The sequence below is a fragment of the Bacillus sp. LUNF1 genome (assembly GCF_011008975.1).
Classification (GTDB): Bacteria; Bacillota; Bacilli; order Bacillales; family Bacillaceae; genus Bacillus; species Bacillus velezensis.
Genome location: NZ_CP048876.1, coordinates 1,795,123 through 1,810,927, shown reverse-complemented (window position 1 = coordinate 1,810,927; position 15,805 = coordinate 1,795,123). Strand labels below are relative to the sequence as shown.

The 15,805-nt window shown below is 40.5% G+C and carries 15 protein-coding genes and 1 pseudogene; 2 read left to right on the top strand and 14 right to left on the bottom strand.

Annotated elements, in window-relative coordinates; all coding sequences use genetic code 11:
* Positions 1-32: 32 nt before the first annotated feature.
* The gene (locus G4O42_RS08810; RefSeq protein WP_032875007.1) at positions 33-1,424 is read right to left on the bottom strand and encodes an MFS transporter; all 1,392 of its coding nucleotides are present in this window, start codon (positions 1,422-1,424) and stop codon (positions 33-35) included.
* A gap of 562 nt (positions 1,425-1,986) precedes the next feature.
* On the opposite strand from G4O42_RS08810, the gene G4O42_RS08805 reads away from it, so the two are divergent.
* Complete coding sequence (locus G4O42_RS08805) at positions 1,987-3,075, top strand: L-dopachrome tautomerase-related protein (RefSeq protein WP_032875005.1); 1,089 nt, start codon at positions 1,987-1,989, stop codon at positions 3,073-3,075.
* Between the two features lie 473 nt (positions 3,076-3,548).
* Here the strand turns inward: G4O42_RS08805 and G4O42_RS19960 are convergent.
* From G4O42_RS19960 to spoVK, 12 genes and pseudogenes are all read right to left on the bottom strand, one after another.
* A pseudogene (locus G4O42_RS19960) lies at positions 3,549-3,760 on the bottom strand (HNH endonuclease); the annotation flags it as partial.
* A gap of 47 nt (positions 3,761-3,807) precedes the next feature.
* A complete protein-coding gene (locus G4O42_RS08800) occupies positions 3,808-4,983 on the bottom strand; it encodes a PIN-like domain-containing protein (RefSeq protein WP_032875003.1) in 1,176 nt (391 codons plus the stop codon).
* 236 nt (positions 4,984-5,219) lie between these two features.
* On the bottom strand, positions 5,220-5,591 hold the full coding sequence (locus tag G4O42_RS08795; RefSeq protein WP_032875241.1) for a YrdB family protein: 372 nt from the start codon (positions 5,589-5,591) through the stop codon (positions 5,220-5,222).
* A gap of 29 nt (positions 5,592-5,620) precedes the next feature.
* Positions 5,621-5,830, bottom strand: a complete 210-nt coding sequence (locus tag G4O42_RS08790; RefSeq protein WP_025851137.1) for a hypothetical protein — start codon at positions 5,828-5,830, stop codon at positions 5,621-5,623.
* 80 nt (positions 5,831-5,910) lie between these two features.
* Positions 5,911-6,510 carry a hypothetical protein gene (locus G4O42_RS08785; RefSeq protein WP_032875001.1) on the bottom strand — a complete coding sequence of 200 codons (600 nt, stop codon included), beginning with the start codon at positions 6,508-6,510 and terminating at the stop codon, positions 5,911-5,913.
* Positions 6,511-7,204: 694 nt separating this feature from the next.
* Positions 7,205-7,720 carry a hypothetical protein gene (locus tag G4O42_RS08780; RefSeq protein WP_032874999.1) on the bottom strand — a complete coding sequence of 172 codons (516 nt, stop codon included), beginning with the start codon at positions 7,718-7,720 and terminating at the stop codon, positions 7,205-7,207.
* Between the two features lie 217 nt (positions 7,721-7,937).
* A complete protein-coding gene (locus tag G4O42_RS19955) occupies positions 7,938-8,258 on the bottom strand; it encodes an ArpU family phage packaging/lysis transcriptional regulator (RefSeq protein WP_045555048.1) in 321 nt (106 codons plus the stop codon).
* A gap of 253 nt (positions 8,259-8,511) precedes the next feature.
* Positions 8,512-9,846, bottom strand: a complete 1,335-nt coding sequence (gene glnA, locus G4O42_RS08770) for a type I glutamate--ammonia ligase (RefSeq protein WP_007410365.1) — start codon at positions 9,844-9,846, stop codon at positions 8,512-8,514.
* 57 nt (positions 9,847-9,903) lie between these two features.
* Entirely contained in the window at positions 9,904-10,308 is a 405-nt protein-coding gene (gene glnR, locus G4O42_RS08765) for a transcriptional repressor GlnR (protein WP_007611631.1), read from the bottom strand.
* A gap of 109 nt (positions 10,309-10,417) precedes the next feature.
* Positions 10,418-11,683, bottom strand: a complete 1,266-nt coding sequence (locus G4O42_RS08760; RefSeq protein WP_012117612.1) for a methionine gamma-lyase family protein — start codon at positions 11,681-11,683, stop codon at positions 10,418-10,420.
* Positions 11,684-11,699: 16 nt separating this feature from the next.
* The gene (gene hflX / locus G4O42_RS08755; protein ID WP_015239904.1) at positions 11,700-12,962 is read right to left on the bottom strand and encodes a GTPase HflX; all 1,263 of its coding nucleotides are present in this window, start codon (positions 12,960-12,962) and stop codon (positions 11,700-11,702) included.
* Positions 12,963-13,091: 129 nt separating this feature from the next.
* The gene (gene spoVK / locus G4O42_RS08750) at positions 13,092-14,060 is read right to left on the bottom strand and encodes a stage V sporulation protein K (protein ID WP_015417523.1); all 969 of its coding nucleotides are present in this window, start codon (positions 14,058-14,060) and stop codon (positions 13,092-13,094) included.
* A 306-nt stretch (positions 14,061-14,366) separates the two neighbouring features.
* Between spoVK and G4O42_RS08740 the strand changes: the two genes are divergently transcribed.
* Entirely contained in the window at positions 14,367-15,125 is a 759-nt protein-coding gene (locus G4O42_RS08740; RefSeq protein WP_032874995.1) for an N-acetylmuramoyl-L-alanine amidase, read from the top strand.
* A gap of 49 nt (positions 15,126-15,174) precedes the next feature.
* On the opposite strand, the gene G4O42_RS08735 is transcribed toward G4O42_RS08740, so the two are convergent.
* Positions 15,175-15,795, bottom strand: a complete 621-nt coding sequence (locus tag G4O42_RS08735; protein WP_032874993.1) for a hypothetical protein — start codon at positions 15,793-15,795, stop codon at positions 15,175-15,177.
* Positions 15,796-15,805 lie beyond the last annotated feature (10 nt).

Genomic DNA, 15,805 nt, shown 5'->3' with positions numbered 1-15,805 from the left:
TCCTCAGCTATTTTCTGTTGACTCATCACGTTTTAAGCTTTGAAATCGTCAATATGATCCAAATAAACTTTGTCTCTATTCTCTAATTCTCGAACCATGCTTTTATATTTTTTCTCATCTAAGTTATAGAAATTAATATCAATCATAGCCAGAACCAGTAAGAACACGGGAATAATGGTTGTTGTAATTAAAATTCCCGTCAATGCCTCCGGCGTTTGCACCTGATTTGCCACATATCCAAACTGATCTAAAACCAAACCCGGTACAACCCCTCCCAAGGCCATGCCGAATTTAAAGAAAAATCCGATAATAGCGTATATGAGACCGCCCATTCTTTTCCCGGTCTTATACTCTCCATATTCTATTGTTTCAGGAATAAGCGCCCACATATATCCCCCGGCAGTGAGACTTCCGGCAGCGGCGATTAATCGACAGACAAGTATGAGGTATACATTACTTGGCGGAACAAACAGTAAAGCTAAGAGGCCGATCATATTCAGTAATAATGCATAGTTTAGTAATTTCTTCTTCCCCAATAATTGATGAAGCTTTGGAATAAACGGTAAAATGACCAAAGCAGGCAAACTTCCCAACAAACCGTACCACTTCACTAAATCCGCTCTTTCTAAATTATACGTTACGTAATAGATGCCAACCGAATTACTGATTGAATTCACTCCAAAAATAATAATAAAGAAAATACTTAATACAACTAGAGGCCGATTAACACGAAACTGCTCAAATATATCCGAAAATTTAATTTTTTCTTCGGATTTTTGAAGCGTTACACGCTCTTTTGTGCTTTTAAAACAAAAGATTAAAAGGCACCCGCCTATAACTCCCATAATACCCATGGTTAGCTGCCAGCCAAGAGATTCGCTGCCGGAATTATCGCTTAAATAAGCAGCCAGTAAGGGAACAAAAAATGCAACGACAAGTCCCCCAAGATTCGCAAATAACATACGGACAGACGTTATACTAACAACTTCTTGATTATTTCTGGTCATTGCAGATGTTAACGCGCCATATGGCACGTTTATCATGGTGTATGTAAGCGATAAGCCGACATAGGTGATATAGGCATATATTAATTTCCCCATATCCGAAAAATCCGGGGTTGTAAAACAGAGTATTGCCAATATGACAAAGGGAAAAGCTCCGAATAAAAGATACGGTCTAAAGCGGCCAAACCTGCTATTTGTTCTGTCAACTATTGTTCCAATAAAAGGATCAGCGAGAGCGTCGATGATTCTAACCACTAAAAACATCGTACCGGCTGTTGCTGCCGATAAACCAAAAACATCTGTATAGAAGAACAAAAGATACGTAGACACTGTTGCATAAATTAAATTACAAGCAAAATCTCCAGACGCATATCCAACTTTTTCAACCATGCTGATCTTCTTTACGTTTTCACTGAGCATGATTTCTCCCCTTTTCGATCCTTTACATAAGGAACATGATGAATGGTATAACATTTCTTTAAAATTATCGGCCAGTGAGCGGCATATAAAAGCGCTTTCAAAAAATGACAGCGGTTTACTTTCACAGAGCATTTTCATCATCCAAATGGTGATCAGATAGCAGTGAACAGGATAAAAGCTTGGCTTTCGCTTTCTATACACCTCCAATTAAATCGAGCCTCTTATCCCCTCCCATTTAAGACCTTTACATGATGGACAATTAAAGTGGTTTTATTAGTTTGTTGACCGAACAAACTAACTTGATTTCATATTATAAAATCTTTTCTGCTTTTTCAACTCTTTTTTCAGAGAATTTAAAACCGATCAAAGGACATACCATGTTGTAATTGCCGACTGCTTCGACAGACGTTAAGTAAAAACCCTCTGTGTCACCTGACTGACTTATTAAATGATAAGCACTTCCATCATCTTTTGTTTAGAAAAACTTATTAAGAAACATGCACTAGAAAAAATGCGAATCATATATAAGTGATATCCCGTTTAATTGGTTGAGGAGGATATGATGAAACCTATGCTGCCTTTTGAAAAATATTTTGGGGATTTAGAACTGGTTTATACATTTTATGGAGCTATGCCTACCGGTGTTACTGTTTCAGAAACTGGTCGTATTTTCATTTGTTTTCCGAAATGGGGAGACGATGTTAAATTTACGGTGGCGGAGATAATTGGGGAGAAATTGCAGCCTTATCCTGATTTACAAACCAATTTGGTTAACCCTGAGAATATCAAAATGACTTTCATCAGTGTCCAAAGTGTAGTTACTGATGGAAGAGGAACGCTTTGGGTACTAGATACAGCAGCACCCAATTTTTCTGAACCAATTAAAGGCGGGGCAAAATTAGTCGCTGTTGATTTAAAAACGAATACAATCAGAAGAGTTTATACCTTTACAGAAGATGTTGTCCTTCCAACAACATACCTGAATGATGTCCGATTTGATTTTCGTGTTGGAACTGCAGGTTATGCCTATATAACGGATTCTTCTTCCAAAGGACCAGGAGCGATTATCGTCGTTGATTTGGAAACCGGAAATGCATGCAGACGGTTAAATGGAACAAATCCAACTTCACCGGATTCCTATTTTATACCGAAAGTAGAAGGCAAAATTTTGATGAATCGTAACAGGGATGGTTCAACTTCCCCATTTAGGCTGGCATCCGACGGTATTGCGATTTCTCCTGACGGAAAGGTATTATTTTTTTGTCCACTGACCAGCCGCCATTTGTTCTCGATCTCAACAGAAGCCCTGAGAGATAGAAATATACCGGACATGGATTTACTTTATCATGTGGCGTATTGGGGAGAAAAAGGTGCGTCTGATGGAATGATTACAGATGCAAAAGGAGCCATTTATGCCGGAGATTACGAGAACAATAGTATTCGAAAAATACTGCCGAATGGCACAATGCAAACCATCGCACATGATCCGAGAATTTTATGGCCGGATACTTTTTCGATTGGTCCGGATGGATACTTATACGTCATCGTGAACCAATTACATCGGCAGGCTAGATTTCATTATGGAAAAGACTTACGACAGAAACCTTATAGTTTACTTCGTATCAAAATTGATGAAGCTCCTGCTTTTTGAAAATAAAAATGGCCGGTTCCATTTTAGAGCATAATTGGCTTCATTTAGCCTTCATCCTAAACCGAATAAGGGATTACAATAAATACGTGGCCTCAATTATGGAGTTAGATTCATAACTTCAATTTTTTTTGGTCATATTTTGGTCAAGGACTAAAATATCGACCTCTTAATCTTATGACAAAACCAAAAAATCCCCTGACACCAATAGTGCCAAGGGATTGAGAGATTAATACTGAGACATGTATTGTTCGCGCTCCCAAGGGTGAACTAATGCTGCACCTGTGATAAAAAGAAAATCATTTAACAAAAGCAGCAGCATGAATGCGAATATTTTTTTCGCGTTTTACACCGCCTTAGAAAGAGAATGACGCTGATTTGATATATGAGTTCAGGTCTACTTATAGTGTTCGCCGCACACCGCTTGCAAACAAACATCGGACAATATTTTCACCCTGTAATGGCCCTTTCGTATGAGTAAAGCAATGATCTTTCAAACAATGCTGACAAAGATAATTGTCTCGTATCAATGCAAGTTGTCTTGTTCGTTTCCAATCTATTGATTTATAAAAAATTGTTATTGTTTTGTTTCTTTCTGTTGCTGTGTCTTGTGTGCATCACAGTATCGGTCACGGGAGAAGCTGGGGCATCCAGGGGCTGCGCATATTCTTAGAGATTTACGTGGCAATAATATCACCTCTTTAATTGCTAAAAAAATGCTCTTTTTAAAGAGCATTAATTTTGTAGATATTTTGTTATATTGTTTATACAATGCGTTCCTTTTGAAATAGCCCAACCAACACTGAAATCATTCACACCTAATAAACCAAGATCAATATCTCTATTAATTGTTATGATTGTTTCTATTTCTTCACGAGTTTTTCTACTAATTATATTATTTGCAACTAAGGAGTTTAGTGCTTTATATATATCGCCTTCTAGTTTAAGCTCTTCTTTTTGACAAAGATCTTCGACGAGTTCAAATATTCTTCGGGTAATTTTATCTAACTTCTCCTGAGAATTAACTGGTTCTATGACAGTTAATTCATCTGAGTCCTCTACTTTAAATTTTGTTTTGTAGTTGGATAAGTCTTCTCTTACATCTTCACTTACATCTGAATTTAAAGACGTTATAAAATCTTTTGGGGTAATATGTGCAAAATCCTTACCAGTTTGTATAAAGAATTCTTCAATTAATTCACGCCTTGCAACTATGGGGTTTTCATTATTATCCTTATAGACCCAATCACTTTTTTTATCCCCACTAACAAAAACCACATCAGTGTCCAGTTGAAGAATTGAAGACCATATAATAAAATCTCCTGAACTATTTTCCTCTTTAGGATTATCTTTATATCCCGGCGGAATTTTATTTTTAAAACGTTTTTCAGCCTCTTTCATCAGATCCTCATCGGTTTTTCCATCCGGTGGGAAAATAATCGTCTCTTGTGCAATTTCCAGAATACTATCCAAGAAATGGTCTTCATAAAAAAGTTTTTTTAGATGGTCTCTTAGCTCAACTAATCCATCCTTATATTCTTTAAGGGCACTATGATGATTCTCTTGTAGAGTCTCAATATTCTTAAGGATATCTTTTCCTTCAAGCATGGGAACACGTTCTCTTATTGGATTTTTGTCTCTTTGTAACTTAGATATGACCTGGTCTATATCATTCATTCGTTGTTTAATTTCTTTTGTTCTATTCTTAGAAAATTCCTTTATAACTTGTAAAGGAATTCTAAGTCTATCTTCACCTTTTAATCGCTGTAAAGTTGTTAAAACTTTATTAACTGTTACTTCTCTCCACTGATAAGCGGCTAGTAAAACGTTAGTATCAATTACAATTGTCGCATCTTTTAGCAACTCAGAAGCTGGTTTTGGTTGATATAAGTATCGTTTCCAATCCTTCATTCATAACTCTCCTACAAAATTTTTCATTCTTATATATTATCGGTTAAGCATATCAAAAAGAAACCAATCGCGAAATTTGTCGAACGATTCCCTTTAAATCACATATTTATTCTTTCTAAACTGCCACCGCACTCAAGCCGTTAACCGCCAATAGTCTATCCTGAGATTTACCGGAATCAGTTTACAGAGAACATGAAAAAGCACCCTATAAAGGGTGCTGAATCTATAATGATGCTTTATTGATTTAGAAGCCATTTTATACGTTCAACTGAAGCTATGTAGTGTAGTATTATTAAACAAAAAAAGATAATACTAACTGTTTTTAAATCACTAAAGTAAATCGCCGCAACAGCTATTGCGAAGATCAGTAATTCAATAATCAATCTTATAACTCCATTTACGGCTATTACAGTTTGACCACTTCGGCTTGGATCGTTAGGTACTGCAAATACAGTCCAAATTAGCATTGCTAATATCGGTAATACTAAAGTTAAAACATATCTTAAAAAACCATTGAAATGACTCCAAGCAAATAACCCGATAAAGATTAGTGCAGCAACTTCAAGCAAAAATCTTAGAAGTAAATTAATTTGGTTCAAATTATTCAGCTCCAAATACTCTAATTCTTTGGTGACTATTACTTCAAGGTTATTTGTTCAATTTCTTTAATAGATTCTTTTAAATGGTTTGAGCTTTTTTCTAGATGTTCAATTATCCCTTGTAATTCTTCGGTTCTTTCTTTTTCAAATTCTTCTGATACAGTATTGGTTACTTTTCTTAAAGCAATGTCCTCATCAATTAATTTTTGTATTATTTTTGAAAGTCTATACTTCTCTTGATGTTTCAATTTCCTCACCTCCCACCTTATTATCGGTTAAGGATCGTGACAAAGGAGCTATTTGCAGAATTTGTCGAACGAAAAACTACTCAAATACATATCCTAAGAAAATTCAATATAAGACCGTGAAACCTTTTGCAATCATCTATTAAAAGATACACTCTATTTTGCTTTTTATTAATATTAAGGTTCAAAAAAATAATTGAATCTTTATCTTCTTTATTTCTAATAACCCGATTATTGTGCACAATAATATTTCTAATTCTATTCCAGTGCCTTATTTTATTCCATTCAGGTGTATTTTTTAAGTCTCTAACTTGAACAACCTTAGTTAAATACAAAACAGCTCTTTCAATACCATTTCCTGATATATCTTTTAGATCGATCTTATAACCATGTTTTGTTTTATAAGCATTGCAAATTAAATTAAGAAAGTATTCAAAATCACCATATATTCCAGTAAATAACGCACTGGAAACAGAAGGAATTATAATCGGCTCTATTAATAAATGTTCACCGTTTGAATTGTTTCTAGCCTCAACATCTTCTTTTGTTTTTTCATAAAAATACTTAAAGGTTGTTTCGTAATTCTGAAATGTCGATGCAATATCCATATAAACAGCGAACAAGTCACTAGATAAATCATTTCCTTTACTTACGGCATCTTGTACAAATGAAAACTGATCCAAGTTAATCCCCTCCTACCTTATTATCAATGAAAGGAAAGGACAATGGAATAGTATGCAGAATTTGTCTAAAAAAGTTTAGGCAATCTAATCTTTTACGCCCTTATGTTAATCACTTTTTAAAGATTGATCTCACCCATACTCCGAGAGGAAGCCAAGTATAGCAAGATCGCACAATGAAACACGATATCACTATTCTCCCGATACGGACGCCTCAGACTAGCTGCTATCCAGGTTCAGAATGCTCCTCTCGTTTTGGCTTCATTCCTCAACACCTTTGTTCCGTATCCGAATTCGTCTTGATAAGAGAAAGACGCTTTAATCGTATATTTCGATAAGTTTTATTTATCGCATTTCGTCGATAGGTTAAGTTTATCGAGATTTCAAACATAAATAATCCCCCTTTTTGTCCCCTAAAATGTCCCCTGTTTTGTCGGGAATTTGTCACTTAGTTTTCGTTTTACACCCAATAAAATAAATAAAAAAGAGCAGACCGAAGTCTGCTCCCTTCAAAAGTTTATGATTTGTCATTATCAGATAGCCTTAGAACCGTAATACTCAATAATATTAAGCCTATAAACGTGCCGTATTTTCCGGTATCTATATCTGTGAGTGGAGCTACAATATATTCAATCAGGAATATAATAATAGCTATTGAGACTAATATACGATTCATTTGACATTACCGCCTTAATAATTAACCATTTCTCCAAGGTACAACAACAGGGGTACCAATTATCCAATTATAAGAAATTCCGTACTTTCCATTATCGGATACTTTTTTTATGGCATACTTACCAGCAAACATTGCCCCTGCAATTGCTCCAGCATATACTGAAATCCCAGGTATTTTTTTTATCAATGCTGCTATCCCGGCGATAGCCCCTGCTATACCGTCAGCATCCTCAACAATATCTAAGAATTTTTTAATTACACACGAATTCATGCTCACCTTGACTATAGGAATTGCTACCGAAACACCTTGTTTCCCTCTACATTTTGCTAGAGTTGACATCTCACTTGATTCATCAGAAATATTAACTGTAGCAGAATCGACTAGTGTTCGATGGCCATCAGTTAACAAATATTGATCAACTTTAATCGACTCTTTAGAGGTTCCTTTATCTAGAGTTTTTTGATCAATAAAATACTGTTTTCCGCCATATTCGATTGTATAAGATGCTTCACCTTCAGACTGACTTATAACATTCATTCCAGAAACATTGGTTTTTACCTTTCATCGATGTCTTAGCATAAGAAGGAAGTGCAAATCCGCAGACTAAACTCAATACAAGAAGCAAGCTTACTATTTTTGTTTTCAAATTATTATCCTTCCTTTAAGGAGACTAACATAGTCATAATGAAAAATACACCATATAACGTTAAAATAGGAAATCCCATCTACACAACTGCTTACTACAAAAAGACACTCAGATTATTCCGAGTGCTGTAGCAATGCGAACAATGGCACGCTGTTTTATTTCATAACAGGTGCCCTTCTTCATGCCGAGTTCCATATAAATATGAATGTCTTTCGTTTGGCTGGCTGCTAAGTATTTTTTCTCAAGGATCATGCGTTCTTCATCGTCCAGGCTGTTTTCTAACGCCCTTTCCATCTGCTTAACCTTCAGTTCATTTAATATGAAAGAATCTCTGATTGAAGGAAACGGGCTGATACCAGCGTCAACCGATTCCTTCAAAAATTTAAAGAAAAGTCTAAACGTGGTTTTTCCACAAAAAAGAGGTTCAATTGGCTGTAGCTGAAAAAGATAAACGAATGGATCATCAAAACAAATAAAAAACGAGAATACAATATGGAGTTTATCAATAGCGATGACATACCTTTTTTTACGTGTAGCATATGAATGAGGATTATATCTCCACAATTATGGAGTAATTTTTTTGTGGGTGTTTTGTGGGTGATACTTGATTTATATTAAGATATTAAACTTGTTAAGAAACCAAAAAATCCCCTGACACCAATAGTGCCAAGGGATTGAGAGATTAATACTGAGACATGTATTGTTCGCGCTCCCACGGATGAACCTGTGTGCGGAACATATCCCATTCGATTTCTTTTGCTTCGATGAAGTGTTCGAACAGGTGCTCGCCGAGCGCTGCAACCATGACTTCGTTTGATTTGAATTCGTCGAGAGCTTCCGCCAGTGTCGCCGGAAGGTCTACGATGCCGTTTTCCATGCGCTCTTCTTTGCTCATGACGTAGATGTTGCGGTCAATCGGAGCCGGTGCTTCAAGTTTGTTTTTGATTCCGTCAAGGCCTGCTGCAAGCAATACGCTTAACGCCAGGTACGGGTTTGCCGCCGGGTCTACGCTGCGGACTTCAACACGCGTACTGATGCCGCGGGAAGCCGGGATACGGATCAGCGGGCTTCTGTTTTGCGCGCTCCATGCCACGTAGCAAGGTGCTTCATAGCCCGGAACAAGGCGTTTGTAAGAGTTCACTGTCGGGTTTGTGACAGCCGTAAAGCTTGTCGCGTGTTTTACGATACCGGCAATGAAATGTTTTGCTGTTTCACTCAGCTGAAGATCAGCGTCTTTATCAAAGAATGCGTTAACGCTATCTTTAAAGAGTGATAGGTTGCAGTGCATACCGGAACCGTTTACGCCGAACAGCGGTTTTGGCATGAATGTCGCATGCAGACCGTGTTTGCGGGCGATCGTTTTGACAACCAATTTGAAAGTTTGGATGTCGTCACAAGAACGGATGGCACCGGCATATTTAAAATCGATTTCGTGCTGGCCCGGAGCAACTTCATGGTGAGATGCTTCGATTTCAAAGCCCATTTCTTCAAGCTCAAGCACGATATCGCGGCGGCAGTTTTCTCCCAAGTCAGTCGGAGCCAGGTCGAAGTACCCGCCTTTATCGTTCAATTCAAGCGTCGGTTCGCCTTTTTCATCTAATTTAAACAGGAAGAATTCAGGCTCAGGTCCAAGATTGAAATCGCTGAAACCGAGTTCTTTCATTTCTTTCAGAATCCGTTTGAGGTTGTTACGCGGGTCACCTTCGAACGGCGTGCCGTCCGGATTGTAAATGTCACAGATGAAGCGTGCTACTTTACCTTTTTCAGCCGTCCATGGGAAGATTACAAATGTGTTCAGATCAGGATATAAGTACATATCAGACTCTTCGATACGGACGAAACCTTCGATGGAAGAACCGTCGAACATGCATTTATTATCAAGTGCTTTTTCAAGCTGGCTCACAGGAATTTCCACGTTTTTAATCGTTCCGAGAATGTCTGTGAATTGAAGGCGGATATACTTTACGTTTTCCTCATTTACTAATTTTACGATGTCTTCTCTTGTGTACTTTGCCATTTCGTAAAACTCCTCCTCTAAAAGGTAAATGTATATAGCAAAACAGTTGCTAACGGATTAATGAAAGAATCGGGACATGTCACCTTGGCGGAAAGTATTTCCCCGTTGGAAACGGCCTGCCTGCATCAGTTCGTTTTTCAGAAGCTTTCTGAGTTCGTCATCAGACAGATCGTGCTTCATCGGTTTGGCGGTTTTTTCGGATTTTTCTTCCGGTTCGGCAGATGCCTTATCCAGAATTTGTTTGATCCCCGCCATATTGACGCCTTGTTCAATCAGATTTTTGATTTCTAACAGTTTATCTACATCATGGAATGAAAATAATCGTCTATTTCCTTCGCTTCTCGCTGGAAATATCAATCCATTTTCCTCATAATATCGAATTTGCCGGGCAGAAAGTTCTGTTAACTGCATGACAATCCCAATTGGAAATAAAGGCATTGAGCGGCGAATGTTATCACTCATCTCAATTTCCTCCTTTTCTTATCTTAGTCTCATTATAGGTGATGTTATATTTTGTGTCAATACAATGTAAGGAATCTTAACATCGAATTCTTTGAAAATTGCAAACGACCTAGATCAGCTCTTTTTCCATTAAAGCATTTACGGCGCTGCAAATCGCATTTTTCACGTGCGCGTAGGTTAATCCTCCTTGGACATACGCGACATAAGGCGGTCTGATAGGTCCATCTGCTGATAATTCAATGCTTGCTCCCTGTACGAAAGTGCCCGCTGCCATAATGACATCGTCTTCATATCCCGGCATATAGCTCGGATAAGGCGTCACATGCGCATTAATCGGTGAAGCATATTGTATCGCCTGGCAAAAAGCGATCATCTTATCAGGGTCCTGAAACTCAACTGATTGAATCAGATCCGTTCTCGGCGCATTCCATGCAGGGTTTGACGTAAAGCCGAGCTTTTCAAGAAAACGGGCGGTAAATACCGCTCCCTTCAAGCTTTGCGCCACTACATGCGGAGCGAGAAAGAAACCTTGATACATTTCCTGCAGCGAATAAAGCGAAGCCCCGGCTTCACTTCCGATTCCCGGGGAGGTCATCCGGTAAGAGCAGGCCTCAATCCACTTGGCTTTCCCTACAAGGTAGCCGCCCGTTTTAGCAAGGCCGCCGCCCGGGTTTTTGATCAGGGAGCCGGCCATAAGATCCGCTCCGACGTGGCAGGGTTCCCGCTCTTCTGCAAATTCTCCGTAGCAATTGTCCACAAAAACAATGACATCTTCTTTGATTTCCTTTACGAAACGAATCATCTCTTCAATTTCATTTATTCTGAAAGACGGACGATTCGCATATCCTTTTGAACGCTGGATGCCGATCACTTTTGTATTCGGCTGGATTGCAGCCCGGACCGCTTCAAAGTCCACTCTGCCTTCTGATGTTAAATCGACTGCATTATATCCGATTTGAAATTCCTTTAGCGAGCCTGAATACTCCCCGCCTCTTACTCCGACGATTTCCTCGAGTGTATCGTAAGGCTTGCCTGTTATATAAAGCAATTCGTCCCCGGGTCTCAGCACACCGAAGAGCGCGATTGAAATCGCATGCGTTCCGGAAATGATTTGCGGCCGCACGAGTCCCGCCTCTCCTCCGAACACATCAGCATAGATCTTCTCCAGTGTATCTCGTCCGATATCATCATAACCGTATCCGGTTGAAGGCGTAAAATGCGTATCGCTTACTTTATGTTTTCTGTAGCTTTGCAGGACTCTCCATTCATTCCGTTCACTGATTTCTTCTATTCTTTTATGAACGGCGGAGATTTCCGCTTCTGTTTCTTCGGCGGTTTTTTGTAAAAGAGCGCCGTGGGTCAGTGTGTCAAACATGTTGTGTATACCTTCCTTACATGAATTTCTTCAGTTCTCCGAGTATGCTTTGTTCTTCCTGTACATAACCTGAGACTTCGTAGCGTTCATTTTCTTCATTAAAATAAAGGCTGTCGATCATGGTCTCTGATTTGATGCGCGACATCAATTTGCCTTCGGCGGCAGGCACATGAACTTCATACGGCGTCATCAGCTCCCGTCGCAAATAAGCTTCGATTTCCGCTTTTAGTTTTGCTTCATCCCCGGCGATTCTGGCGCTGATCATGATGTGGCCTTCTCCCGCTGTCGGGATGAAGTCAGGAAGTGTCTCATCACGTTTGTTATAAGCGGTCAGCACCGGAATATCATCTGCCTCAAGCTCTTTTAACAGACCGAGGACCGTCTGTTCATGTCCGGCATAATCTTCATTGGATGAATCAATGACATGAATGATCAAGTCTGCTTCCTTCACTTCCTCAAGCGTTGAGCGGAAAGCGGCAATCAGCGTCGTCGGCAGATCCTGAATGAAGCCGACCGTATCAGACAAAAGGACGCTGTAGCCGCTTGGGAGCGCCATCTTTCTCGTCATCGGATCAAGTGTTGCAAACAGCAGATCTTCTTCATAGCTGTCTGAGCTCGTTAATTGATTGAACCATGTTGATTTTCCGGCATTGGTATACCCGACGAGCGCAGCCTGAAGCACGCCGTTCTTTTTTCGTCTCTCCCGATAACGGCTTCTGTGGCGGATAACCGTTGAAAGCTGCACGTTAATTTCGTGTATGCGGTTTCTAATGTGGCGCCGGTCTGTTTCAAGCTTTGTCTCACCGGGCCCTCTCGTCCCGATTCCGCCGCCTTGTCTTGAGAGATTGATTCCTTGTCCGCTCAGACGCGGCAGCGCGTATTGAAGCTGGGCCAATTCGATCTGAAGCTTTCCTTCTCTCGTCTTCGCCCTTTTTGCGAAAATATCCAAAATAAGCTGCGTGCGGTCGATGATCTTCGCTTCAATTGCAGTGGCGAGTGATTTAAGCTGACTCGGTGACAGTTCATCATTAAAAATGACCAGATCCGCTTCAAGCTCTTCACACAGCGCCTTCAGCTCGTCTACTTTCCCCTTGCCTATATATGTAGCGGCATCCGCTCTGTTCCGTTTTTGCGTAATCCGGGTCAGCACCGTTCCGTCAGCCGTTTTTGTCAATGAAGCAAGCTCTTCCATGGAATGTTCAAAGTGCTCATCTGTCATGTGCGGAAGCTGGCAGCCGACCAAAATGACCGTTTCTTTTTTTCCTTCCTGTTCGTTCAAATGGATGTTCCTTTCTGTGTCGTATTGGGCAGTAGTACTATCATACCAAACCCGCAGGGCGTATACCACACATCCGGCGGGTTTTAAAGAGAGAAATAAAAAATAGACCCCTCAGACCGGCTGAGAGGTCTATTCGTGAGCTGCCGCCTCATCTTTTATAAGTAAATCCTGGCTCTTGATCGTCATTAAATCGTTTTTTAAATATTGGTCTCCCATTAAAAGTCTCATGGCCTGAGCGCGGATCGATTTTTCAATCACGTTTCTGACAAAGCGCCCGTTGCTGAATTTAATGGGGCTTGTCGTGCTTTTCACTGTCATTAAGTAATCTTTTAACTTCCACTCGGCTTCCTGGCTTAATTGATACTCACGCTCTGCTATCATGCGCTTTGCGATGTCCATCAGCTGAGTGACAGAGTAATCCGGAAAGTCGATGCTGATAGGGAAACGCGATTGCAGGCCGGGATTTAATGACAGGAAATGTGTCATTTCTCTCGAGTACCCTGCCAGAATCAGAATAAATTCATGCTGTTTGTCTTCCATATGCTTGACAAGCGTATCAATCGCCTCTTTACCGAAATCCTTTTCTCCGCCTCTTGCAAGTGAGTATGCCTCATCAATGAATAAAATGCCGCCGAGCGATTTTTTAATCAGATCTCTCGTTTTTTGCGCCGTGTGTCCGATGTATTCACCGACCAGATCGGCACGTTCCGCTTCGATCAGATGTCCTTTGGAAAGCACGTTCATTTCGAAGAAAAGCTTGCCGATCAGTCTCGCGACGGTGGTTTTCCCGGTGCCGGGGTTCCCTTTGAACATCATATGAAGAGCTTGTTTTCCGACTTTCAGCCCTTGTTCGGCCCGTTTTTGGTTGACGAATATCCACGCGTAAATTTCTTTAATATTGCGTTTCATTTCTTCCATACCCACTAATGTGTTCATTTCTTTTTCAATTTCTTTCAGAATGCTGTGTTTGGCTTCATTTTTTTGCAGGGCGGCCTGATATTCCGCCTCAGCTTCCGCATTTGTCAGCACTTGCTTTTGGCCGTTAAGAATGATGTTAATTTGTCCGTTATTTTTATAGGTTACAGCGCGCTCCAACATGCTCACCTCTCTGTTCTCTCTTTATCTTACTCATGATGAAGCGGTTCCGTGACATCCGCCTATCATCATGAGACCCGTTTTCCTTTTTATCTGTCACTTTTTCCGTTCTCTTCGGGAATAATGTTGAATCCTGCGCTTTCCCGAGAAATATTTTTCATTTCTTATTGTATTCAACAAAAACGGGAGGACAAACCATTTATTTTTATTTTCCGGGAAATGTTGGGTGTATTTCTCATTTTTTTCATGAATGACAGCCGTACAAGCACCTTTTGAATATCATCATATGCTGTAATGAGGTGATGGAGAATGGTTAAAATTTTTATAGACCCCGGTCATGGCGGAACTGATTCAGGCGCAACCGGAAACGGACTTCAGGAAAAAGCGGTCACGCTGGAGATCGCGCTGGCTTTGCGCACGATTCTGACGAATGAGTATGAAGGAGTTTCTGTCACAATGAGCAGGACAAGCGATAAGACGGTCAGCCTGACGGAAAGAACGGATGCCGCCAACAGCTGGGGCGCAGATTATTTTTTATCCATTCATATTAACTCAGGAGGCGGAACCGGATTCGAAAGCTATATTTACCCCGGTGTCGGAGCGCCGACCTCGACTTACCAATCAGCCGTCCACACGCAAGTGATTCAAGCATCGGGTTTTAATGACCGAGGAAAAAAAACAGCCAACTTCCATGTGCTGCGGGAGACAAGTATGCCGGCGATTTTGACGGAGAATGGTTTTGTTGATACGTCAGCTGATGCAAACAAACTGAAAACAGTCAGTTTTATTGAAAGCCTTGCAAGAGGACATGCCAAGGGCTTGGAGCAAGCTTTCGGTCTAAAAAAAAAGGCTGACTTATATAAAGTGCAAATCGGTGCATTCAAAGTGAAAGCAAATGCTGATGCGCTTGCCGCCGATGCGGAGTCTAAAGGTTTTGACGCGATTGTGCTTCCAAAAGGCGGCTTATTTAAAGTGCAGATCGGCGCATTCTCTTCCAGAGATTATGCTGAAGCGTTGGCAGCGCGGGCCGAAAAAGCCGGATTTGATGCCTTCATTGTGCAAGACTAAATGAAAAAACCCCTGCTCTCCCTTTTTTGGGACGAACAGGGGTTTTTTGTTATTGAAGTATATCGGCGACAAACTGAGACCAAGCTTCAAGACGCTGATACACATTTTCCTCTTTCAGTTCGCTCAGTTTCATCCAGCGCCCGGCGATTTGATCTTTTTCTTTCACTTCGACTTGTGCCGCAGACGCTAACTGGAGCGCAGAAAGGATGCCGATATGCACCTTCCCTACATCGTTTTCATCATCATTAATCAGGCCGAGTGTGACAATGTTTTGTTTGTCCTCCTCGCGAATGTACAGTTCTTCCGCCAGCTCCCGGTCGGTATTCTGTTTCAGCACTTCCGAAAATGAAGCCGCCCCTTCCATAGGGTTCATGTGTCCGCCGAAGCCGAGAGAAAGCTTATTATGGAGGCGTGATTCCCCTCCGCCCGCGAGCCGTTCATACACAAACACCTCATCATCGCGGCGGATGACGACATACGGAATCGGCTGTTTAAATCGCGGGTCCTCTTCCGCGTCGCCTCTTCTGATTTCAAAAAAATGCGCCTCAATTTGAGCCATAATTTTTACGATACGTTCATCCTCGCTGTTGACTCCCTGAAATGTCAGCATTTCGTTTTGAAAAACGTCACTCCGCGGTGCAGCCAAGATGATTTCATCCATTTTATTCATGCCCGTTCCT

Bases quoted from the DNA above. Each gene is read 5' to 3' on its own strand.
- G4O42_RS08810 (WP_032875007.1), bottom strand. From the start codon at position 1,424: ATGCTCAGTGAAAACGTAAAGAAGATCAGCATGGTTGAAAAAGTTGGA.
- G4O42_RS08805 (WP_032875005.1), top strand. From the start codon at position 1,987: ATGAAACCTATGCTGCCTTTTGAAAAATATTTTGGGGATTTAGAACTG.
- G4O42_RS08800 (WP_032875003.1), bottom strand. From the start codon at position 4,983: ATGAAGGATTGGAAACGATACTTATATCAACCAAAACCAGCTTCTGAG.
- G4O42_RS08780 (WP_032874999.1), bottom strand. From the start codon at position 7,720: ATGAATGTTATAAGTCAGTCTGAAGGTGAAGCATCTTATACAATCGAA.
- glnA (WP_007410365.1), bottom strand. From the start codon at position 9,846: ATGGCAAAGTACACAAGAGAAGACATCGTAAAATTAGTAAATGAGGAA.
- glnR (WP_007611631.1), bottom strand. From the start codon at position 10,308: ATGAGTGATAACATTCGCCGCTCAATGCCTTTATTTCCAATTGGGATT.
- G4O42_RS08760 (WP_012117612.1), bottom strand. From the start codon at position 11,683: ATGTTTGACACACTGACCCACGGCGCTCTTTTACAAAAAACCGCCGAA.
- spoVK (WP_015417523.1), bottom strand. From the start codon at position 14,060: ATGTTGGAGCGCGCTGTAACCTATAAAAATAACGGACAAATTAACATC.
- G4O42_RS08740 (WP_032874995.1), top strand. From the start codon at position 14,367: ATGGTTAAAATTTTTATAGACCCCGGTCATGGCGGAACTGATTCAGGC.
- G4O42_RS08735 (WP_032874993.1), bottom strand. From the start codon at position 15,795: ATGAATAAAATGGATGAAATCATCTTGGCTGCACCGCGGAGTGACGTT.